Here is a 20,574-nt window from a genome sequence, read left to right as displayed (position 1 = left end):
CGGAAAGAAGCATTTTGGAGGGTTATTATGAGGTATCGTTGTCCCTTATGCGGCAATTGGCGATCTGACCATACAATCATCGATGAATGGAATAATGTTATCCCCCCACCTGCACCTGAGTTACAAGCAGTCTATATTAACCCTAGAAATACTGCACTCCTTATCTTAGATATGGAGAATTCTATTTGTAACAATCATCGCTGTATTGCGTCCATCTCTAAGATTAACAATTTATTGTCTGAAGCACGTGAGGTAGGTATGTTAGTCGTTTATAGTCTTACGCATGCAGGGAAAGCTTCCGATATAAATCATCAATTAACCCCTTCCCTGATTGATCCAATTGTGAAATCGAACGTAGATAAATTCTACAAAACCGATTCCTGTTGATGGAATGTCTGCTGCCAACCCGTATGCCGAACAATATACAGCATGGCATATGCTTAATAGTCCGGGAACACGTAACCGAGCAGTATTAACGAATACTGATTTCATAACACTTGTCCCAAGTTTATGTTAGATGGTACGACAAGAACTTGGAACATAATTAAAAGCCGCGTTTTCCGCGCCAACAAAAATCCCCCTGCTGCAACACGCGCGGTGTTACCGACAGGGGGAACGACTGATTCTCCAATGGAACAAGATTAGAATTTCGTTGTTGGTTCCTTCACTTTATCGAAGACGATGATGCCGTCGAACTGCTCTTTCGGAACGAATCGCATTGACATAGGAATGATAATCTCGGAGGTCATGCCATCCTCCGCTGCATAGATCGGCTTGAACATCCATGAGTTGCTCTGGTTCGGGGATTTGTGCTTGGATAGATCGGCAAAGGCAATTTTATAGCCGCTGCGCATCATCAGTTCCTCCAGACTTCCCTTCGGCATCGGCTTGATATCGAAGTTCTTTTGCGTCGTAATGGTGCTGGCCTTGCCGCTGTTCATATATAGTCCGACCACATAAGCTTTATCCTTCAGCTTCTTATGGAGCAGTTCGCCCATGCTGGTAAAGCTGCCGATCCATTTCCCTTGCTCTTTCGTCTGAATCTTGGATGTATTCTTCGCCAGATGATCATTATGTGCCCATAAAATCACTTTCTTACCAGGGTACATCACTTTCATTAACCACTCGACGTTGTCGGCCATAATCCGGTCGCGGAATTCATAGCTTTCCTTCGTATCGTACATTCCCATCTCGATGAACTTGATCCGATCTTCGAGCGTCTTGAACGCAATATCCACCATATGCGGGTTGGCTGGGTAAGCTGCGGCGAGTTCTTTCTTATGCTTTTGGATGAATTGGATCAATGCCTTATATTTCGGTTCGTACGCTTCCTTGACCTTCTTGATCTCCGCCTTCGCCTCCGGATGGCTATCGTCCATGCCGTATTGGTTAAGCACTTTATACAAATCCGTCATTGCTTGCATTTCGAAGTTGAAATACTGCTCGCCTTGCTCTTTGTCCACCTTGGCAATCCAACCGGCAATAAACTGCGTGAGATAACCCGAAGTGAATTGCATGTCATAACCCGCAAGATAGAGTGGATTTTTGGTTCCCTGCTGCTTCTTAATGTAATCGAATAGATTCAGCGTCTCCTTGGAATGCCAGATCGGGAAAATCGAACGCTGCATCATCTCTGCCGAGGTCAATGTGTCGACATTCTCGCTCGTCATGAAGGCATCCCCAAGTCCTGATTCAAATGCGATCACGTCAAAACCGAGCTCTTCGTGCAAATACTTGATCAGTCTCGTCTTCATGCTGCTGTATTCCGCAACACGGTGGAAGTTCTCGCCGAGGCTCACGACCGTCTTATCCTTCAATATCGGCTTCAAGAACGCCAAATCCTTGTAGTCTGAAGACGTGAGCGATGTAATCTCTCGTACATTCTCATTCATTCCGGCGTTCTTTTGTGGTGCTGCTGCTGATGCGTTGACTGGGGATAGAATAAGCGTAAATGCCAGTCCCAGAGCTATCAATCTTTTTAATCGTTGTACTGCTTGCATGCTGAATATTCTCCTCCTTAGAAGTCCATTATCGTTACTCTCTTATCTGCAGGAACATCGTAACAAGAATTTCTAAGGAAAGTATAAAGTTGGAGCTCTTTCTAATGACTTCTATATTCTGAAAGTTTTCATTAAACCGGCTGCATCACTTGCATAAACCTTCCCATCCGCTCCAGCGCTTTCTCCAAATCGACGAGAGAGGTTGCATATGAGCAGCGAATAAAGCCCTCTCCGCCTGATCCGAATACATCCCCGGGTACGACTGCCACCTTCGCTTCCTTCAGCAGTCGAAGAGCAAACTGCTCAGATGTCATACCAGTAGAAGTAATTGAAGGGAAGGCATAGAATGCCCCCTCAGGCTCGTGACAGGCCAGCCCGATTGCATTCAAGCCAGCCACAAACAGCTTGCGGCGTTCATTGTAGCTCGCCATCATCTCGTCTTTGGCAGCCAGGCCATGACGCAATGATTCGAGCGCGGCAATCTGTGCAATAGTAGGAGCACACATGGTCGTATATTGGTGGATTTTCAGCATGCCGGCAATCAGCTCACGCGGACCGCACGCATAGCCTACCCGCCAGCCTGTCATCGCAAAAGCTTTGGAAAAACCGCTGATGACAATCGTGCGCTCCTTCATGCCGGGCATAGAGGCGATACTGACATGTTTTCTCCCATAAGTCAGTTCGGCATAAACTTCATCCGAAATGACAACCAGATTATGTTTGATAATAAGTTCCACAATCGGCAACCAATCCTGCTCTGTCATAACTGTTCCGGTCGGATTACACGGATAATTGATCATCAAAGCCTTTGAATGAGGCGAAATTGCCGCTTGCAGCGCTTGAGGAGTCAGCTTGAACTGCTCTTCAGCAGTAGTCGTCACCTCCACAATTTTACCACCGTGCAGATGGGTAATTGGTTCATAGGCAATATAGCTTGGCGCCGGAATTAGTACCTCGTCACCAGGATCGATCACTGTCCGCAGAGCTAGGTCGACGGCTTGACTGCTTCCCACTGTCACGACAATTTCTTGCTCGGGATCATAGGAAAGCGCGAAGCTGCTAGAATAATAAGCCGATAGCTCCTCACGCAGCTCCATCAAGCCGGCATTCGAAGTGTATTTCGTCTTCCCTTCATGCAATGCCTGAATGCAAGCTGCACGTACCTGTTCCGGTGTAACGAAATCAGGCTCACCTACCCCAAGGGCGATTGTATCTCCGCCTGCTGCATTCAGATCAAAAAAAGCGCGAATTCCCGATGGCCGAATATCCCTAACGCGTGAGGATAATAATCGCCCCGTACCCTCTTCACTATACATATTGCACCATCTCCCATTCCAGTTTTCGCTCATGGAGTGAGCTGGCAATAATGCGGTCCAGCAGCTGTGAAAAGGTTATACCCGCAGCAGCTGCACTCTTCGGAAGCAGGCTGTTCGCGGTCATTCCTGGCAATGTGTTTACTTCCAGCACGTAAGGCGTATCCTGACATAAAATCAAATCGACCCTTGCATAGACTTTACATTGCAGCAGCCGGTAGCTGGCCAGTGCCGCCTCATGCACACGCTGCTCAATAACTGGAGGAAGAACGATCACATTCTCTTCAGCGCCACCGGCTTCATATTTTGCTTTGTAGTCGAACCACTCCGAATGAGCGGAGCGAATGCCGATAATTGGCAATACCTCGCCATCCATTATCGAGCAGGTGAGTTCCTGTCCTTTAATATAGGGCTCAATCAAGATCGCTTGATCCAAACTGCAAGCCTCCTGAACAGCCGGCAGCAGCTCCTTCTCATTCTGTACAAGCTGGATGCCGATACTTGATCCCCCTGTATTCGGTTTTACAATAACCGGGTAGCCCAGTCGCTCCACCATCTGCGGATCATAATCGTCCATGCCCTGCCAGCAAAGGCCAACAGGCGTATGCACACCCGCCGCCTTCAGCAGCATCTTGCTTAGCTTCTTATTCATGCATAGACTGCTTGCCAAGACACCGCTGCCTGAATACGGAATGCCCAGGGTATCCAGCGCTCCCTGTACCGTGCCGTCTTCGCCATATTGTCCATGCAGAGCCAACAGTGCAAAATCGATGCCAGCCAGTTGGACCTGCGAGATTAAATCCACTCGCTGCTCGATCACAATTGGAACCACTTCATAGCGGCTGTGATCCAAATGATTGATCATCTCTTGACCAGTTTTCAGAGAAACCTCACGCTCAGTGGATATACCGCCCATAATAACGCCAATTTTCATCATGACACCTCATTTTTCTTAAAAATCGTCTTAACCGTTATGCCTTAAGAAAGCTACGCGCCTGTTTACCGATTATTTTAATACCCCGTTCGATATTTTCATCCGATACTCGTGAAAAACCAAGCCGCAATGTATTCGTCCCTTCGCCTTCTTGAATAAAAAACCTGTCTCCCGGTGTGAAAATTACACCTTGCTCAATGCAGGCATCAAGCAGCTGGTGTGTATTTATGCCAGTTGGAAAGGTGAGAAACAAATGCAAGCCCCCGTCGCCAGACAGCTGCACCTCAGGAAGATGTGCTTCACAGCAAGCCTTTGTCAACTCATATTTGCGTTTATACTCCGTACGTGCTTTTTTTACATACTTATCGAAATTTCCGTTAAACAAATATTGGTATAAAATCGATTGATCGATTGTTGATGTATGAATAGTGCGTGCACGCTTAATGCTTACCAGAGTGTCGATTAGCTCTTGGTCTCCAAGCACCCAACCTACTCGCAAGCCAGGGAACAGCACCTTGGAGAAGCTGCCAATATAGATGACTCCGTTTCCTTGCCCTGCTGTCGCTATTAAGGGTGCAACATGCGCTCCCGAGTAGCGCAGTTCCTCATTGAATCCATCCTCGATCACCGGAATCTGATAACGCATCATTAGTTTCATAACGGTACTGCGCTTTTCCGGCGACATGACGATGCCTGTCGGATTGTGATAGGAAGGAGTTAAATAAGCCAGATCAAAGTTCTTGGTCTGCAGTGCCGCCTCTAGCTGCTCCACATCGATTCCATCATGCTCCATCGGAATGCCGGTAATCTCAAATCCTTGCAGCTTCAAATTTTTGATCGCTGTATGATGTGTCGGATTCTCACAAATTGCCGCTCCGCGGCGTGCAGAAGGACGTAATGCCGACAGCACAATGTCAAAGCCTTCTGTAAACCCGCTTGTAATCAGCATATCCTTGCCGCTTATATCGACGCCCTTATTTTCCATATAATGCATCAGGTAATCAATCAGCGGCTTGTAGCCCTTGGCATAGCCGTAGTTGAGCAGCACCTGCCCTTCGATTGCCATCCGGTCCATAAAGGCTCGCTTTACATTTCCGAGATCGAACAGTTGCTCATCCGGTGCGATGCTTGTGAACGAGATGGTTCCTTTTTTGGCACGAATGCCCTGTTTCATCATATCCAGCTCTACAGCCGATACAGCATATTCATTCATTCTTGACTTCCAGTCGATCTGCCCAGCAGCAGAACTGTCAGCTTCTCCGTTATTAACAGCTGCCTGGCCCACCATAGCAGCCACATAGTTGCCCTTGCCGGGAATAGCATACGTAAATCCGTCATCCTCCAAGCCTTCATAGGCTGCAATGACTGTATTGCGGCTCACCTTAAGCAGACCACTCATTTCACGTGTGGAGGGCAGCTTCTGATCCGCTTGAAGCGCCCCTTTTATAATTAAACGTTTGACGAATTCTTTCACTTGTATCGCGACCGGACGGTCACTAACGAACTTGAAATCCTGGAACATACTTCATCGCCCCCATATATAATGTGGCATAAAAAACGAGAGAAAAAAAGAACCACCCTACTTGATTTTTCATCCTTTGGTGGTTCTTCCACATTATTTCCTCTGTACGGCCTCATATCCTTACCTCGCATCATAAGTTCTTGTCCTCCGACATCAAAAGAAGAAGCGCCCCTAGGTTAATAAACCTGTTGGGGCGCTTCCTTATCCTGCAACCTTTTTTCTATCTTATTTTACCGGTCCGGCTTCATCAAATATTGCACTATTTTTTGCTCCTCCGGCCCTTGGCCGCTGAAAACGGCTTGATAACAAACCTTACCGTCAAGCCAGAAGTAGCTGACTAGTCTAAGATCATTAGGTCCTTTAGGTTTGCCATCCAGATTGTAAGGTTCAGTACGAAGTACTTCTTTCCCCTGCAGAGTTAGGGCCGTGAGCTTAACATTATTACCTTCACCGTCAATTTTCGAAAAAGAAACCTGGCCTTTCTTTTTCATCTCCTGATACATATCCCCGTTTAAGATCTGCTTAAATGAAACGTCTCGGATGCCGGAATCAGCTTTATTTTTCTGTTTGTGATCGCCTCGGCTATAAGTGACATTAAACAGTTTGCGCATGGAATCCTCATCATTCTCTACATGATTGAAATTCGCTTTACGGGAAACATAGGAACTGCTGGCGGCAAAATCCCCGAGCAGCTTGCGCGGAAAAGCGGCTTTAAAACCAACCAGCTTCTGGGCACGTCGGATATCCTCGGTATCATACAAATCGGTCAAGATTTTGCCATGATACTCATTGTCTTCATGAAGTTTGTTCAGCTCCGCATCGGGTAATTTCATGGAAGCGATCATTTGCTCCATTTCGTTGCTAGACAAGATGTAGGAGCTTAATTCATAGCTTATGCCTTGATCCTTCCAGATATAATAATATCTTTCAGGCTGTCCCTTCCAGGTGGTCATGCGAATCGTAATTTTATAGCCTTCATCTATGCCGGCTAAGGATAGGGATTCTTTCTCTATAACTTTCCCGCTATCCTTCTGATCGGTTCTGTCTTGCTCTCCCTTGAAAATTTGATCATATTGTTTCTGAAGATCAGTGCCTGGCTTGATTCTCAAGCTGAAGTTGCCACTACTTTTGCTTATTTTAGTGTCGTACGATAGGCGGACACTCGATGGCGAAGCATCGAACTGAATGCTCAAATCGCTAAAACCATAGCCCTCTGGCAGCAAGGATGGAACTTTAAATTTAAACGGTGCCACCTTTGCCCCTTTTTCAAGGTTATCATATACCCGAAATTCTTCATTCGGAAATAGCATTTCATTCCCGCCGTCTTCGGCATGAACCCAAGCGGAAGCTCCCGCTCCGGATGCTCGTGCATTGGTCAGCGTTGCCGTACCGATCAAGAGTACGAGAATGACCGCCATCATTGAAAATTTATAAGAACCCTTTTTAAAAGATTGGATCATTCTAATTCTCCTCATCATCTCTTTTTGATCGTTCGAACCCTTGAAATAAAGAAGATGCGCCTGGCTTCTTTCCGCAGCATACCGTCTCAGAAATCCGATAATCGTCATGCCGTAAGGCACAGCCTCCTCTTCCCCAAGCGCCTCCAGGACACAGGCGTCACAGGCCAGCTCCCGGTCGGCTTTCATCTGCCGCAGCATGAACCAAACGAATGGATTCATCCAGTGAACAGCAAACACCAGACTACCGACCATATTCCAGATCGTATCCTTTCGTTTGTAATGAGCCAGTTCATGAGCGATCACATGTTTCAGCAGCCGTTCATTGCCTGCTTCAGAAATAAGCGACTCAGGCAAATAAACCGACGGACGGAAAACTCCTGTGATATACGGACTCTGAACGGATGGATCCACGTAAATCCCCACAGGATGTTTAATGGAAAATAAGTTTCGGCATTCTTCAGTAATCTTCATTATCGCATCACTTTCGATAGGACTACGATATTTTTGTTTTCTTTGGAATCGCAGCCAGTAGGTCAGGGTATGTCCGAGCAAGACGGCCGCACCCGTCAGCCAAACTACAGCCAGCACACGAACAACGGGATGGCTTTCTCTCTCTATGCCCGCTTCGGCATGTTCTTCCGTGTCCTTCATGGTCATAAGAGGCTGAAAAACAGTATTCTTCTTAGCTTCATTTGTTGTATAATATGGTTGATATGTGTTTTTTATTTGGCTGTGTTCGGATATCGTGTCAGGCTTTCCCAGCTGGTACGAAAGCCCGAATACAGCATTTTTTATGTCTGTCAGTGTAGGAACTGCATTAAACAAGCTTACCGGACTTTGTGGCAGCACCGGTAGCATGAGCCTCAACAGTACAATTAGCCATAGCGCATGCCTCAAACGCGCATGGATGCGTCTGCGGAACAGATGCTGAACTGCCAGCACCACGACTGCAACTGCGCTTGCCATCAGCGTCGAGGCAACAAACCAATTGAAGAGACGTTCAGCTATATCCATGGTATAACCTCATTTGGTCAAATTTCACGCTTTTAGAGGTTGTTCAAAAAGTCCCCCTTTGATAAGAAAACCTCTAACGAGGCCATTCAAGGATGAGCGACCGCGACCCAAAGGTTTGTTTTCTTGCGATATAGAATTTCATCAGCGTAGCTGATAACTTATAAATTCTATATCTAACACGAAGTGAACCAGGAAGGAACTCGGCATCGAATCTTGAATTCAGCCGGGCCTAAGCGGATGCTTACGAAGTCGTTTTCTACGAAAACGTGTAGCTCCGCTCCTTACGCCCTAGCTTCATCCAACTGAAGCGTTTTGAAAAAAACGCACATCGGAAGCATAAGCTTCGGTGCTGAAAGTCTGACTTTTTGAACACGTACTTTTAAGGCTGTGATTAGTCTTTTGAATCTTTAGATTCTTTTCCTTGCTTCTCCAGCAAAATTTGCTGCAACCGCTCGATCTCCTGATCCGACAGCTGGGTCTCCTCCAAAAAATTGGTCATCATCAATCCGGCTGCGCCGTTAAAGACCCGGTTTAGAAAAGAACGGCTTTCCGCGCGCACGCACTCTTGCTCTGAAATTAACGGATAATACAGATAACTTCTGCCCGATTTCTGGTAGCCCAGCGCTTTTTTCTTCATTAACCGGTTAATAAAGGTTCTGACCGTCTGATCGCTCCAGTCCGTGCCCTCCGGCAAATGCTGCACAATTTGCTCGGCTGTCATCGGGTTTTCCCGCCAAATGACCTTCATGATTTCCCACTCAGATTCCGAAATCTTGGGCATTTTCTCCATTGTTTTTCCTCCCTTCTCATCTCAGATTAACTATTACATATGTAAATATAACCTATGCAAGAAACTATTACAACTGTAAATTTACGATGAAGGTTCCATGCCTTCACTATAATAGCCTAATGGAATCCTATTTTAATAATGTGAGTGTATTAGAGAGGAAGAAATAGAGGCCTTCGTAATCGAAAATATTAAAGAGTTTGTTCATTATTTTAAGGAAAATGTAAGTTTTAACTCAGACATCGCAGGATACCTAAAGGTGTAGCTGGATTTAGAAAAAGAAATCCCGTCCTCCTGACGGGAGAACGGGATCTTCATCACTCCTCTTCCACCGATTAATCAACACGGACGCGCTGACCTGCCGGATTGATCCGTTCGGTGAAGAAGACTTTAACCACAAATAGATTATATTTTAAATTTATTATTTTTGCGTCCACTTTTTAGGCAAGTATTTATTGATCGTATGAATTCCCTCATCGTTGATCGCATAGTACATACATAATTCCCCGTTAGCATCCAGCTCGTACCGGACCTCGTCAATCAGTCCGTTTGCCTGCAACGACAGCATATGATCTAGAAAGTTTGCTCTTGTAAATTGACGTTCTCCACCATATTCGCTTTTCAAAGCGTCCATTGCATCATCAATATTTGCTTGCTGCACAGTGGACATGAAAAGCAGCACCCGGGAGCGAATCGGCAACAATGGCATTTGCTTACGCCTCCTTCTTTTTGAACAGATCCATTGGATTCATCGAAACTAAAAGCGCTCCAAGTGTAATAATAACTGCGCCGGCAATTATTGTAGGAGTCAACGAACTACCGAGGAAGATAGCGGCAAAGACAACCCCCCACAGTACATAGGTAATGTTGAGCGACATTCCGACTGCAACGCCAACCATACTATTGGCCATATACCATGTCAGGAAAGAGATTGCCGTAAACAGGGCCGCAGCCGCGATAATGAGCATAGGCGACACGGAGCCAAGTACGGAAGTAAAGAGATCTGTCGCGCTGAAGATAGGGATCAGCACGGCAATGTAAACGATTCCGGAAACGCCCTCGCGAATGGTAATGGCGATATTGGAATCAAGCATGGACATCCCGAAAGTGGCAAATACGCCTTCCAATCCCCAGCCAAGTGCGGCCACCAGAGCAAAAATAATGCCTAGTGTGAAATTATCGACTCCACCTTCAGGCTTGACATAAGAAATGAGCGCCGCTCCGATAACACAGATGAACATGCCGAGGGCCACCCGTTTATCAATCTTCTGCTTTAGGAACATTCGCGCGAAAATAGCACCAAACATAGGACAAAGCGCCGAAATAGGAATAGCCGCTGCTCCAGCCATATCAATTCCAACTAGATAGGCCCCGTTAGCGATTGGACCGCCAAACACCGCGGCAATTGCGACCATCAACCCCGGTATTGTTACCAGACTGCGGCCGATTTCTTTGATCATCCCATTCTTGAAGTTCCAGATCAAAAGCCAGATTGCCGCCAAAGCATCATTGATCGCCGATGCCACTATAGGCGCCGCAAACGCTCCTACGACCCCCAGAAAAGGCTCCTTCATCATGGCTAGGGCAACGACGGTACTGTAAAGGCCGAACGTTAACCCGGAAATCAGCCCGTAAGCGATTCCATTTCTTCGGAAACGACTGTTCATCTTTTGTTTCAGCATGCCGGCCGTAGCCATGGGAGCTGCCACTGTTTCCTTCATCATCCATACACCTCTGTTTAAGTAGATTTATCTTAGTAGATGTATCTTCATTGTATAACAAAGCGGCCATTGCGCCTTTTACTAACCGTACCTCTTGTTGGACTCCCTGAATTACTTTTTCTCCATTCTTGTACTATTCGTACTTTTAGGACGATAAAGCCAATAAAATAACCCCAAAAAACTTATAAATTCTATAATGTCAAAAAAGCCTCCCACCGTAATCGGGGGAGACTTCTAGAACTCTATTTCGTGTTTTTTCTTTTGGCAAGTACGCTTTTTTTGTATTCCTTCGGCGTCATATCCATTTGCTTGTAGAATACCCGGTTGAAATAAGACGGATCGGTAAAGCCGCATTCTGTGGAGATGCGATAGGCGGGATACCCGGTAGTCTCAAGAAGCTTGCAGGCATGTGTAATCTTGAGCTTATTCACATAATCCGTATAAGTAACGCCGAGCTCCCTTTTGAATATGCGGCTAAAATATTGGGCATTCATGTACACATGACTCGCCACCATTTGCAGGGTCAGCTTATCTTTGTAATTCTGCTGAATATAATCGACTGCTTCTTTAATAAAGCGCTGACATTCTTGAGCCGATTCTATCTGATAAGTTTCTGTTAAATAATTATCTTCTGATTGAGAGGCCTTCTCCAGCCCCTTACGAATCATTTGCCGCAATTTTTCCGGCTTGACCGGCTTAAGCAAATATTCGTGTACCTGCAGACTGATTGCCGCCTGTGCATAGAAGAAATCCGAGCTGGCAGACAATATCGTCACGCATGCGTCAGGGAGAAAACGGCGAATTTCCTGTAACGAGGATATTCCATCCATTTCAGGTAGCATGATATCCATAAAAATAATATCCGGCCGATATTGCTTGGCGAGCTTAATCGCTTGCATACCCGTATCACAAATTAGAAGCTTATCTTCAGCACCCAGGATTTCCTGCGCGATGGATTGAAGAAATTCCAGTTCTATCGGTTCATCTTCAACAAACATAACTACGCTCATTGCATCACCTCGCATTTGGTTGGGTGGGGATGCGGATGTTAACCGTGCTCCCGCTATAATCGGATTTCACGATCGATAACCCATACTCTTCTCCGAAATAACGCTTCAAACGGCTATCGGTACTCCGGAAGCCCACGCCGATCTTGCTGTCCGGCTGATGAATGAGCTTTAGTACCTCTGGCGAGAACCCGTTACCGTTGTCAATAACAGAAATGGTGATATCATTTCTGTACTTTTCGGCAATCAGACGAACGGTTCCCCCGTCCCGCTTAGGGGTAATTCCATGAATTACTGCATTTTCCACGATAGGCTGAATCACCATATTCGGAATGCGATAAGCCTTTATTTCATTAGGAACAATGATTTCATACTGCAGACGATTCTTGAAACGCGCCTTTTGTATATACAAATACTTCTCAATGTTATCCATTTCGGATGCGATAGTATGAAGCTGATCATCCTGTTTAACATTGTATCGGAGCAAGTCGGACAGGCAATAGATCAATTCCTCCGTTGTATGGGAGTGTTCGAAATAGGCGATGCGGGCAATGGAATTCAACGTATTGAACAGAAAATGCGGATTGATGACTAGAGACATATTTTTTGCTTCTAAGTCAATCACTTTCTTCTCCAGTATTTCCTTTTCCGCAGATAGACGATTGATAATCCTTGTGTTGTCCTGCGAGCTTTCGGCGATGTCGAGCGCAATATTCCTTGCGATATGATGGCAAAGCTGCTCGTGAATATCTGCTTTTTCCTTGTCAATGGTTGGAAAAGCTGATATCGCCTTCGCGACAACTTCCAAATCCAACCCCTTCATTTCAGCCAATTCCGCCGTGTTAATCAGATACTTCTGAAATTCCCTCTCCTGGGAATATGCCTGCATCCCCGATATGAAGCCAACAACCTCATCTTTGACCATAATAGGTAGCAAAATATTCTCCAGGCCGTAACAGCAAACAAATCGCCCCTGTTCGCCGGTATTAAAGCGCTTCAAATAATCCGCGCAAGGTCGCGTAGGATTCTCCCAACAAAAATGCCTGCAGAAATCAGGGGACGGATTGAACTCCAGCAAAACGTCTCCATTGTGATCGTGCAGCAGCAGCGAGAACTTGGAAAGAGACAGGATGCCGCTGTATCGTGCGTATACTTTGGTTGCGATCGGACTATCGGTTTTCAGCATAATCTGGTTGCACCCTTTCACCGAGAATGAACGGGAAAATAGACGTTACATGCTAAATTTTTCACAATATATCATCTCTATTATAGCAATTTTCAACTTGTTTGGAAATAGTACTTCCCTCCTCCTCAAAGCCTTATTTATAGAAATACACCACTTCGACAAGCTTTCGAAAAGCGGATTCTTGCAGACAAAAATAAAAAGGCCAAAACCCGTTTTACTGAGTTTTGGCCTTTTGCAGAACATGAATATAAATTATTGCTTAGCAGCGGGAAGAATGGTTTCCACTTCACTGTGAGGACGAGGAATCACATGTACGGATAACAGTTCCCCTACACGCTGTGCAGCTGCGGCACCAGCGTCCGTTGCCGCTTTCACTGCTCCTACATCGCCTCGTACCATTACGGTGACAAGTCCGCCGCCTACCATCTCTTTACCGATCAAGGTGACATTGGCCGCTTTGACCATAGCGTCCGCTGCTTCGATGGAACCTACCAAACCTTTTGTTTCAATTAAACCCAATGCTTCCGATTTCATGTTACATTCCTCCTAAAAGTTTTGTGAGACTATAGCGCTAGCTTACCGAACAAAACTTACTTCGGAAGCATAGGCTTAGTTTTGTGAGACTAAAGCGCTAGCTTACCGAACAAAACTTACTTCGGAAGCATAGCCTTATTTTAAGATTATAGAATTTATAAGTTTTAAGCGGAGCTTAAGTAATTCTATAATCGCAAGGAAAACATCCGCTAAATGCGGTCTGTCTTCTTAGAAAGTACATCGATAGACGTTTTTCTTATAATTTGTTGAATTATTGCTTAGCAGGCGGAAGGATGTTTTCCACTTCGCTGTGGGGACGTGGAATTACATGTACCGACACGAGTTCCCCAACATTCTTCGCGGCCGCAGCGCCGGCATCCGTCGCCGCCTTCACCGCTCCTACATCGCCCCGTACCATCACGGTAACAAGGCCGCCACCTGCCATCTCTTTGCCGATTAGGGTGACATTGGCCGCTTTGACCATAGCGTCCGCTGCTTCGATAGAACCTACCAAACCTTTTGTTTCAACCAAACCAAGAGCTTCCGATCTCATGTTCATTTCCTCCTAACAATTTTTTATGATTTTTATAACAGACGCCGACGTCAGATCCATCGCGTTGGCCTCTTCAACGTCGATATGACAGTCGAGAGCGGCGTCACTGCTAACTCTGATTGCGACCTGATTGTACCCTCCGCCCCGGAGACCATCAAATTGAATAGTGACCATTTCTCCGTCGGTTACGCCAAAGAAAAGGGCATCATCAGGCGTCATATGAATGTGGCGCTGTGCAACCATCAATCCGCAGGTAATATATACACTTCCCTTGGGCCCGACCAACGTGACGCCCGGTGTGCCTTCAAGCTCCCCGGACAAACGCACTGGAGCTTTCACGCCCAACTTAAAACAGTCTCCCCGCATAATTTCTACCTGGGTCTGTTTCCGCACTGGGCCGAGAACCCGCACTTTTTCGATGGCCCCCTTGGGCCCGCAGACCGTAAGAGTCTCATTACATGCATACTGTCCGGGTTGGGACAAATCACGCATTTTGGATAGCGTATATCCGGCTCCGAAGAGCGTATCCACATCAGCCTGGGAAAGATGCACATGGCGGTTCGAAATCCCTAAAGGGATGGAGCGCGGCTCCTTTTCCGCCTTTCCAGCACCGGATACAACCTCCATTAACAATGAAAGTACTTGATCATAGTTCCCCACTAACAGTCACCGCTTTTCTGCAAAATAGACACCAACTCATCGACCAGATTCAACAGCAGCGCATCCTCCTGTTGCTTCGGCGGCTGCGGAGTTGGAACAGAATAAGGGCTTTGTGCCGTACAGTCCTTAATGCCATAAGCCACACGCTTGATATTAATCAAGTGCTGTGGTCCCACATTATCTGAAGTGGCGCTGCCGCCCCAGGTTCCACATCCCAAAGTGAAGGCCGGGGCAAGCCCGGTGCTTGCACCCACACCGCCCTGCGTGGAGCCCGTATTCACCAAAATGCGGAATACAGGTTTTTGCGCAAACTCCATGACCATATCGTGATTCTGCGTATGGATGGAGAAGCTATGTCCTATGCCGCCGTTACGCAGCAGCCCCACACTTAGATCGCAAGCCTCACGCCAGTCCTGTACGGTGTAAAACGCCAATACGGTAGTTAGCTTTTCGTAGGACAGCGGGAATTTCTCTCCTACGCCCTGCTGTTCGCCTAACAGCACCTTGACCCCTGTTGGAATTTGAATACCGGCCGCTTCCGCGATCACCTGAGGTGAACGTCCCACCAGTCTTGAATTCATGGCATGGCCTTTTACAAACAGCTTTGCCGCGACTTTAGCAGTTTCCTCCTGATTCATAAAGTAACCGCCCTGACGCTCAAACTCCGCGACCACCTGAGAACGGATGCATTCCTCCACGATAACAGCCTGTTCAGATGCACAGATTGTACCGTAATCGAAGGTTTTGCTGGCAATGATATTTGCCACCGCCTTTGGAATATCAGCGGTACGCTCAATATAGGCCGGTACATTGCCAGGTCCCACCCCCAGCGCCGGCTTACCCGCACTGTAGGCAGATTTCACCATCGCCGAGCCGCCCGTTGCGATAATCATGGCGATTTCATCGCACTTCATCAGTTCCTGCGTCGCCGGCATAGAAGGCTTGGTGACGCAGCCAATGATTCCTTCGGGAGCACCTGCCTCGACAGCAGCGGCATGCATCAATTCCGCGGCCCGCATGATGGATTTCTTTGCCGAAGGATGCGGCGAAAAGATAATTCCATTGCGAGCCTTTATCGCAATGATAGATTTGAAAATCGTAGTGGATGTCGGATTGGTTGATGGAATAATACCCATGAGCAGTCCGACAGGCTCGGCAATCTCTATTAATTGATTCGTCTTATCCTCACGGATAACCCCAATCGTTTTCGTATCCCGAATGGATTCATACAGCTCCGTGGAAGCCAGACGATTTTTGAAGATTTTATCCTCAATCTTGCCAAATCCGGTTTCCTCAACGGCCAGCGCAGCCAGTTCGGCAGCGTTGACCTCCGCAGTCCGCACCATGTTTTGTACAATTCTGTCAATCTGTTCAGCATCATACCCGGCAAGGATATCAGTGGCCGCTTTTCCTGCACGGGCCAAGTCCCGGGTTTCCTGAATCGATTGCAAGTCGTAATCATAATTTTCCAAGTGAAACATCCTCCTCTCGCTTACTGCTTACTGTTGATAATACTGGCGGAACCGCTTGAGCAGTTTCACTTTGTTTGCCTTGGAAATTGTCGTCATGCTCATCCCATACGCGGGACTGCACTCTCTGGCCAGTCCGCGCAGCTTCAAGACTGTCATCGTTTCCAGTAGCTCCATTGCTTTGTCAAGCCCAGATTCCTTTACCAGCACATCAATCTGATGCTTGAATGGACTGTCTAGCTTTGCCGGATCTCCATTGTCCATTTCCGGACTGGCGTCTTCAGCCGCAAGATCCTGATCAGGATCGGCCGCCAGTACAGGGAAGCCTTCTTCGCTACCGGTTTTGATTGAGACATCGGCCGCCGCTTCCAGCGAAACTTTAGGAGCCGCGTCCATTGGAACATCAGACACTGCGTCCAGTTCCGGAGTCTGCTCCGGCATCTGTTCTGCCGCCTGAGTATGCTGCACTTGCAGCGCCGGCTCGTCCTTCTCCTTGGCAATGTTCGAAACGTTGCCAAGGCCGATGATGCTCGCTATGTCGTTGTGGGGTCTTGGAATGACATGCCGGCTGATGAGCACATCACTGCCCAATTGTTGCGCCGCGGAGGCACCTGCTTCCACGGATGCTTGAACAGCGCCGACATCGCCGGTTACCGCGATCGTGACTAGCCCGCCACCCACATTGCACTTTTCTATCAGTTCTACCTGAGCCGATTTGAGCATGATGTCCAGACATTCAATCGCCGGAAGAAGTCCCCGCGTTTCAATTAATCCAAGCGCCTGCATGCTACCACCTCCTGTTACTGCAGCTTCCGATCAGGATCGCCCGCCGGAGAAGTCATATAAAACATTCTCGCGCAGTCCGTCGATCCCTTGGTCGCTTTTACCCCTTTGGGGATGAAGAGTACATCTCCCTCATGAGCAGTGAAGGTTCTCTTGTTCAAAGTGACATCGAGCGAACCTTCCAACACGATATAAGTTTCTTCGTGGGCCGTCTCCTGCTCGAAGCTATCATGATCGACAGTCAGAAACCCTGCGCTCATGGAACAATCCGGTTTCCCGATTACCTCTTGACGATATACCTTGGCACCGTATGTTCCCGTTTCGTAAGCTTCCATTTTTACCGTTCGACCCCGCACAAGTTTCAAGCCAGTCGGATCCGTCTCCGCCTGATAAGGTGGCTCAAGAGTCGTTCCCAACAGCTTTTCAACCAGTCCTTTTTCCGATAAAATCTTGAAAAATTTAAAAATAGCATTCATGTCGAGATCATTCTGAGTTTCGCAGCCTGCGGCCTCGGAACTCATAGTCCCACAAGGCTCATTGGTAAACTCTAACCCCAGCTCTATTGCCCTATCTCGGGCCGCCGGTGTCACAATCGTGTTACTGTCAATGCAGCACCGCTTCTGTCCGGAAGCCACCCATTCTTCCACATCCGCAGCGCATATCAGTTTTTTCACAGTTCTCGCCCCCTCTCGCTGCATTCGATTTCTGTTCGAATATTTATTCGAACACGCAGTTCGCGTCGATGATGCCGACGACGACGGCATCCACAGGAACATCTTCTGTTTGCAGCATTTTGCGGGCCGAAGAGCCGGTGCAGACAATCACTCGATCACCTATGCCAGCGCCGATCGTATCGACTACAATCAAACGGCGCCCATCGTCGCTTCCACCAATCACCTCGGCCAGCATCAGTTTCATTCCCACAAGGGAATCTGCTTTACGGGTAGACCAGATATTGTGAATCAATTCAGCCGCAATCATCGCATTCCTTCCTCCCCGCTTTTCCGCTCCTCTGCTTAATCTCGGCGATGGCGTCCTCTACGGAAGCCGTGTCACCAAAAATGGCGAGAAGAATCATGTTCTGCGGGCAGCTGCCGCGAATATCCTCCACTGTCACGCCCACCACTTTTTCAGCTACATCAGCGGCCCATACCATATCAATCAGCCTTCCCTGCACTAGTCCAACCGCGTCGCATTGGGGAACTTCCCGACTACTGGGCGCTCCTCTGCGGCGAAGCAAAATGTCCAGCGTCCCCTTGGAAGGAGATTTGATAATCCGAAATTCCACTCACATCGCCTCCCGCGTACAATTCAGAGCAATGCCCAGCGGCGTGACAAACAGAGGGTTGCTAGGCTTATAGGTAGCAATGCCAGTTTTCTGCTCAATGATCGTCTCCATACCGGACAGGCAGCATGTTCCGCCTACCAAGTACAATTCTTTGATCTCATGACCCACAACATGGTGGTTGATGATGGAGGAAACCTTATCGATGACCGGCCGGAGCAGCGGAAGCAATTCTTGGTGATGGGCAGGGTCGCGCTTGAAGCAGTCCGCTTCAGAAAAACTCATCTGGTACGCCCCGGCAACCACCAAAGAAAAGTGGGTGCCTCCCGTTGCTTCGTCGGCGACATAGACAACCTTGCCATCCTTCAGAATCGAAATGCCCGTCGTTCCGCCGCCAATGTCTACAATGGCTCCGTTGGATATTTGCAGCACGGCATTAGCCGCCGTAGGTTCATCCAGTAAAGCCGTAACTTCAAACCCCGCACCCTGGATCACATGCTTGATGGCGCCAGCATCCAGTAAATCGGTTCCCGGAGGAATCGCCGAAGCCGCATATTCTAGTTCTACACCTAATTGCTGCTCCAACTGCGCCTTAAGCTCCCTCACGATCTGAATCGCTCCTAAGTAATCCACCACCATTCCGTCGCGGACGACATCGGCGTAACGGTAAGCTCCCGCCACCGGCTTCCGAGAGTCATTGATAACCGTAAGTACCACACAGGCCGTTCCCAGATCCACACCGGTATAGTAGAACGAAGACCGTCCTAGAATTGGTTTCTGGATGACAGCTTCAAATTGCTTTACGAGTTGATCGCAGTATGCAAAGGGTTTTGTCTCTGGCATGTTCTACCTCCTGTAGTTCTGCAAATAAGCGAGCTCAATGCGTTAATCATATAGTTGATTTCAGGAATGATCGGTTTCTCCGCCTTTTCTTGGGGAACACCTTCCACGGCTTCCAACACCGCAAACCCAAGCTCGCGCAAAGCGCTGCGCAGACGGTGGAGCAAAGCAATTTCTCTGCCCTTTTCCAATTGAATGTGAAACTCGGTTACCTCAAAGCAATCTCCCGCATCCTCAAAAAGAACATCGGCAGTAATGCCGGTACAACCCTGGAAAGATAAATCGGCAGTGGATGTGCCGTCTCCTTCCCCTTTCTGGAGGGCCGAAAACAGCCTTGACAGCTCTAGCACCTTCTGGGCCAGCAGCACATCCCGCTCCAGCAACTCCTGCCCGGTTAACAAGAACAGGGCTGAGACGGACTGCATCTGACAGCGCAGCTTCCCACGCCGCCAATCCGGCTTTTCTGCCTGTCGCTCCGGATTCGGGTGTGATTCTTGCTTTTGTTCCTGATTTTGCTCTTGCGTCCCATAGGATACGTCGATCTGGCGATCCGTCAAAAATTGGCGCGCTTCCGGCGTCAATCGGCTTCCATGCTCCACCATGTATGTTGTAAAAGGCTCTAGCCTGTACACATTGCGCAATTCCATTTCGGTAATAAATTTCATGGTATCAACTCCACTCTTATTACCCGAACAAATAACGTTTCAATTCCCCGATTCCCCTTCCCACGGGAAGACTAATGCGGAAAAAGGGTTCGGTTATCCCGCTACGTTTTAAAACTTGTACACAGTAATTCTCATTTTCCAGCGCAAGATCGGCTTTCGTTATTACCCCGATAACCGGTTTTGTGAAAGAAGATGCAAAGCCGGGCGAGTATACTTCCTGATGCCGGGACTGATCCACCAATATCAAAATCTGGCTCGTGTTCTGCGCCGTTGCAATCAAATGGCTGTACATCCAGGTATTCTCGACATACGCGCCCGGCGTATCGATCGTCTTCGGCCCGTAGATAACATCCTGCGTCCGCCGCAGCGGGCGATCCGTACCGTCAAGCGCATGGGCCAGCGTCGTTTTTCCGCAACCTGTTGGGCCGATCAGCAAAATACGTTTTTTCATGTCCTTGTAATTTCCGCCGTCGCAAAGCCCAAACTATCGCCCAACGTCTTAATGATGGCCCGTAACGCCGTTTCCACACTGGCTATATCCCCAGTAAGAAGCACCGAACCGGTAAAGCGATCCAGAAAGCCGATTTCCACAACTGCCACCTTGGTGGCGATATCCGCGGCAATAATGGAGGTTTCAGTGGGCGACAGTGTTAAAATGCCGATAGCCCCCGCATCATCGATGCCTAGTCTTTCATAAATGTCAGACACGGGTGAAGCAATGATATGGGCCAGCGTCACTTGTTTGCCCGGCACCGACTCCTGAATAATCCGCCCGAGATCAGGCCCAGCAGGCTGCTGCATAAGCGTCCTCCTAAAAGTTTTGCGAGTTTTTAAAGCGCTG

Annotated in this window: 23 protein-coding genes; 1 reads left to right on the top strand and 22 read right to left on the bottom strand. The window is 47.8% G+C overall.

What is annotated here, in order from left to right; translation table 11 throughout:
* Window positions 1-27 precede the first annotated feature (27 nt).
* Complete coding sequence (locus tag AC2TF5_RS13715) at window positions 28-387, top strand: isochorismatase family protein (protein WP_491302674.1); 360 nt, start codon at window positions 28-30, stop codon at window positions 385-387.
* 254 nt (window positions 388-641) lie between these two features.
* Here the strand turns inward: AC2TF5_RS13715 and AC2TF5_RS13710 are convergent, their stop codons facing one another.
* The 22 genes from AC2TF5_RS13710 to AC2TF5_RS13605 form a co-directional block, all read right to left on the bottom strand.
* Entirely contained in the window at window positions 642-2,000 is a 1,359-nt protein-coding gene (locus AC2TF5_RS13710) for an erythromycin esterase family protein (RefSeq protein ID WP_491302673.1), read from the bottom strand.
* Between the two features lie 131 nt (window positions 2,001-2,131).
* A complete protein-coding gene (locus AC2TF5_RS13705; protein ID WP_491302672.1) occupies window positions 2,132-3,316 on the bottom strand; it encodes an aminotransferase class I/II-fold pyridoxal phosphate-dependent enzyme in 1,185 nt (394 codons plus the stop codon).
* Entirely contained in the window at window positions 3,309-4,247 is a 939-nt protein-coding gene (locus AC2TF5_RS13700) for a D-alanine--D-alanine ligase (protein WP_491302885.1), read from the bottom strand. Before AC2TF5_RS13700 ends, AC2TF5_RS13705 begins: the two co-directional genes overlap by 8 nt.
* A 37-nt stretch (window positions 4,248-4,284) precedes the next feature.
* The gene (locus AC2TF5_RS13695) at window positions 4,285-5,769 is read right to left on the bottom strand and encodes an aminotransferase-like domain-containing protein (protein WP_491302671.1); all 1,485 of its coding nucleotides are present in this window, start codon (window positions 5,767-5,769) and stop codon (window positions 4,285-4,287) included.
* A gap of 230 nt (window positions 5,770-5,999) precedes the next feature.
* Complete coding sequence (locus AC2TF5_RS13690; RefSeq protein WP_491302670.1) at window positions 6,000-8,243, bottom strand: M56 family metallopeptidase; 2,244 nt, start codon at window positions 8,241-8,243, stop codon at window positions 6,000-6,002.
* Window positions 8,244-8,634: 391 nt separating this feature from the next.
* Window positions 8,635-9,033, bottom strand: a complete 399-nt coding sequence (locus tag AC2TF5_RS13685) for a BlaI/MecI/CopY family transcriptional regulator (protein ID WP_491302669.1) — start codon at window positions 9,031-9,033, stop codon at window positions 8,635-8,637.
* Between the two features lie 418 nt (window positions 9,034-9,451).
* The gene (locus AC2TF5_RS13680; protein ID WP_491302668.1) at window positions 9,452-9,739 is read right to left on the bottom strand and encodes a hypothetical protein; all 288 of its coding nucleotides are present in this window, start codon (window positions 9,737-9,739) and stop codon (window positions 9,452-9,454) included.
* Between the two features lie 4 nt (window positions 9,740-9,743).
* Window positions 9,744-10,754 carry a DMT family transporter gene (locus tag AC2TF5_RS13675; protein WP_491302667.1) on the bottom strand — a complete coding sequence of 337 codons (1,011 nt, stop codon included), beginning with the start codon at window positions 10,752-10,754 and terminating at the stop codon, window positions 9,744-9,746.
* 239 nt (window positions 10,755-10,993) lie between these two features.
* Window positions 10,994-11,761: a response regulator transcription factor gene (locus AC2TF5_RS13670; protein ID WP_491302666.1), complete on the bottom strand. Its 768-nt coding sequence runs from the start codon at window positions 11,759-11,761 to the stop codon at window positions 10,994-10,996.
* A 4-nt stretch (window positions 11,762-11,765) separates the two neighbouring features.
* Complete coding sequence (locus tag AC2TF5_RS13665; RefSeq protein ID WP_491302665.1) at window positions 11,766-12,944, bottom strand: histidine kinase; 1,179 nt, start codon at window positions 12,942-12,944, stop codon at window positions 11,766-11,768.
* 252 nt (window positions 12,945-13,196) lie between these two features.
* The gene (gene eutM / locus AC2TF5_RS13660) at window positions 13,197-13,478 is read right to left on the bottom strand and encodes an ethanolamine utilization microcompartment protein EutM (RefSeq protein WP_491302664.1); all 282 of its coding nucleotides are present in this window, start codon (window positions 13,476-13,478) and stop codon (window positions 13,197-13,199) included.
* A 271-nt stretch (window positions 13,479-13,749) separates the two neighbouring features.
* Window positions 13,750-14,031 (bottom strand): BMC domain-containing protein, encoded by a 282-nt coding sequence (locus AC2TF5_RS13655; RefSeq protein ID WP_208920378.1) that lies wholly within the window; start codon window positions 14,029-14,031, stop codon window positions 13,750-13,752.
* A gap of 12 nt (window positions 14,032-14,043) precedes the next feature.
* Entirely contained in the window at window positions 14,044-14,691 is a 648-nt protein-coding gene (locus AC2TF5_RS13650) for a phosphate propanoyltransferase (RefSeq protein WP_491302663.1), read from the bottom strand.
* The gene (locus AC2TF5_RS13645) at window positions 14,691-16,163 is read right to left on the bottom strand and encodes an acetaldehyde dehydrogenase (acetylating) (protein WP_491302662.1); all 1,473 of its coding nucleotides are present in this window, start codon (window positions 16,161-16,163) and stop codon (window positions 14,691-14,693) included. Before AC2TF5_RS13645 ends, AC2TF5_RS13650 begins: the two co-directional genes overlap by 1 nt.
* 27 nt (window positions 16,164-16,190) lie before the next feature.
* Window positions 16,191-16,946 carry a BMC domain-containing protein gene (locus AC2TF5_RS13640; protein WP_491302661.1) on the bottom strand — a complete coding sequence of 252 codons (756 nt, stop codon included), beginning with the start codon at window positions 16,944-16,946 and terminating at the stop codon, window positions 16,191-16,193.
* Between the two features lie 14 nt (window positions 16,947-16,960).
* Complete coding sequence (locus tag AC2TF5_RS13635; RefSeq protein ID WP_491302660.1) at window positions 16,961-17,617, bottom strand: cupin domain-containing protein; 657 nt, start codon at window positions 17,615-17,617, stop codon at window positions 16,961-16,963.
* A gap of 43 nt (window positions 17,618-17,660) precedes the next feature.
* A complete protein-coding gene (locus tag AC2TF5_RS13630) occupies window positions 17,661-17,924 on the bottom strand; it encodes a EutN/CcmL family microcompartment protein (RefSeq protein WP_491302659.1) in 264 nt (87 codons plus the stop codon).
* The gene (locus AC2TF5_RS13625) at window positions 17,911-18,231 is read right to left on the bottom strand and encodes a microcompartments protein (protein ID WP_019419489.1); all 321 of its coding nucleotides are present in this window, start codon (window positions 18,229-18,231) and stop codon (window positions 17,911-17,913) included. The genes AC2TF5_RS13630 and AC2TF5_RS13625 overlap by 14 nt, the downstream gene beginning before the upstream one ends.
* A complete protein-coding gene (eutJ, locus tag AC2TF5_RS13620) occupies window positions 18,232-19,071 on the bottom strand; it encodes an ethanolamine utilization protein EutJ (RefSeq protein ID WP_491302658.1) in 840 nt (279 codons plus the stop codon).
* Window positions 19,029-19,733 (bottom strand): cobalamin adenosyltransferase, encoded by a 705-nt coding sequence (locus AC2TF5_RS13615; protein ID WP_491302657.1) that lies wholly within the window; start codon window positions 19,731-19,733, stop codon window positions 19,029-19,031. Before AC2TF5_RS13615 ends, eutJ begins: the two co-directional genes overlap by 43 nt.
* A gap of 19 nt (window positions 19,734-19,752) precedes the next feature.
* A complete protein-coding gene (locus tag AC2TF5_RS13610) occupies window positions 19,753-20,184 on the bottom strand; it encodes a EutP/PduV family microcompartment system protein (RefSeq protein WP_491302656.1) in 432 nt (143 codons plus the stop codon).
* Complete coding sequence (locus AC2TF5_RS13605) at window positions 20,181-20,534, bottom strand: BMC domain-containing protein (protein WP_491302655.1); 354 nt, start codon at window positions 20,532-20,534, stop codon at window positions 20,181-20,183. The genes AC2TF5_RS13610 and AC2TF5_RS13605 overlap by 4 nt, the downstream gene beginning before the upstream one ends.
* Window positions 20,535-20,574 lie beyond the last annotated feature (40 nt).

The organism is Paenibacillus sp. JNUCC 34, assembly GCF_058269055.1.
Note: the sequence above shows the minus strand (reverse complement) of the source record. Positions and strands in the feature narration are given on the sequence as shown.

Excerpts from the sequence above, each read along its gene's own strand:
- AC2TF5_RS13715 (WP_491302674.1), top strand. The coding sequence starts at position 28 with ATGAGGTATCGTTGTCCCTTATGCGGCAATTGGCGATCTGACCATACA.
- AC2TF5_RS13710 (WP_491302673.1), bottom strand. The coding sequence starts at position 2,000 with ATGCAAGCAGTACAACGATTAAAAAGATTGATAGCTCTGGGACTGGCA.
- AC2TF5_RS13705 (WP_491302672.1), bottom strand. The coding sequence starts at position 3,316 with ATGTATAGTGAAGAGGGTACGGGGCGATTATTATCCTCACGCGTTAGG.
- AC2TF5_RS13700 (WP_491302885.1), bottom strand. The coding sequence starts at position 4,247 with ATGAAAATTGGCGTTATTATGGGCGGTATATCCACTGAGCGTGAGGTT.
- AC2TF5_RS13695 (WP_491302671.1), bottom strand. The coding sequence starts at position 5,769 with ATGTTCCAGGATTTCAAGTTCGTTAGTGACCGTCCGGTCGCGATACAA.
- AC2TF5_RS13690 (WP_491302670.1), bottom strand. The coding sequence starts at position 8,243 with ATGGATATAGCTGAACGTCTCTTCAATTGGTTTGTTGCCTCGACGCTG.
- AC2TF5_RS13685 (WP_491302669.1), bottom strand. The coding sequence starts at position 9,033 with ATGGAGAAAATGCCCAAGATTTCGGAATCTGAGTGGGAAATCATGAAG.
- AC2TF5_RS13680 (WP_491302668.1), bottom strand. The coding sequence starts at position 9,739 with ATGCCATTGTTGCCGATTCGCTCCCGGGTGCTGCTTTTCATGTCCACT.
- AC2TF5_RS13675 (WP_491302667.1), bottom strand. The coding sequence starts at position 10,754 with ATGATGAAGGAAACAGTGGCAGCTCCCATGGCTACGGCCGGCATGCTG.
- AC2TF5_RS13670 (WP_491302666.1), bottom strand. The coding sequence starts at position 11,761 with ATGAGCGTAGTTATGTTTGTTGAAGATGAACCGATAGAACTGGAATTT.
- AC2TF5_RS13665 (WP_491302665.1), bottom strand. The coding sequence starts at position 12,944 with ATGCTGAAAACCGATAGTCCGATCGCAACCAAAGTATACGCACGATAC.
- eutM (WP_491302664.1), bottom strand. The coding sequence starts at position 13,478 with ATGAAATCGGAAGCATTGGGTTTAATTGAAACAAAAGGTTTGGTAGGT.
- AC2TF5_RS13655 (WP_208920378.1), bottom strand. The coding sequence starts at position 14,031 with ATGAGATCGGAAGCTCTTGGTTTGGTTGAAACAAAAGGTTTGGTAGGT.
- AC2TF5_RS13640 (WP_491302661.1), bottom strand. The coding sequence starts at position 16,946 with ATGCAGGCGCTTGGATTAATTGAAACGCGGGGACTTCTTCCGGCGATT.
- AC2TF5_RS13630 (WP_491302659.1), bottom strand. The coding sequence starts at position 17,924 with ATGATTGCGGCTGAATTGATTCACAATATCTGGTCTACCCGTAAAGCA.
- eutJ (WP_491302658.1), bottom strand. The coding sequence starts at position 19,071 with ATGCCAGAGACAAAACCCTTTGCATACTGCGATCAACTCGTAAAGCAA.
- AC2TF5_RS13615 (WP_491302657.1), bottom strand. The coding sequence starts at position 19,733 with ATGAAATTTATTACCGAAATGGAATTGCGCAATGTGTACAGGCTAGAG.
- AC2TF5_RS13610 (WP_491302656.1), bottom strand. The coding sequence starts at position 20,184 with ATGAAAAAACGTATTTTGCTGATCGGCCCAACAGGTTGCGGAAAAACG.
- AC2TF5_RS13605 (WP_491302655.1), bottom strand. The coding sequence starts at position 20,534 with ATGCAGCAGCCTGCTGGGCCTGATCTCGGGCGGATTATTCAGGAGTCG.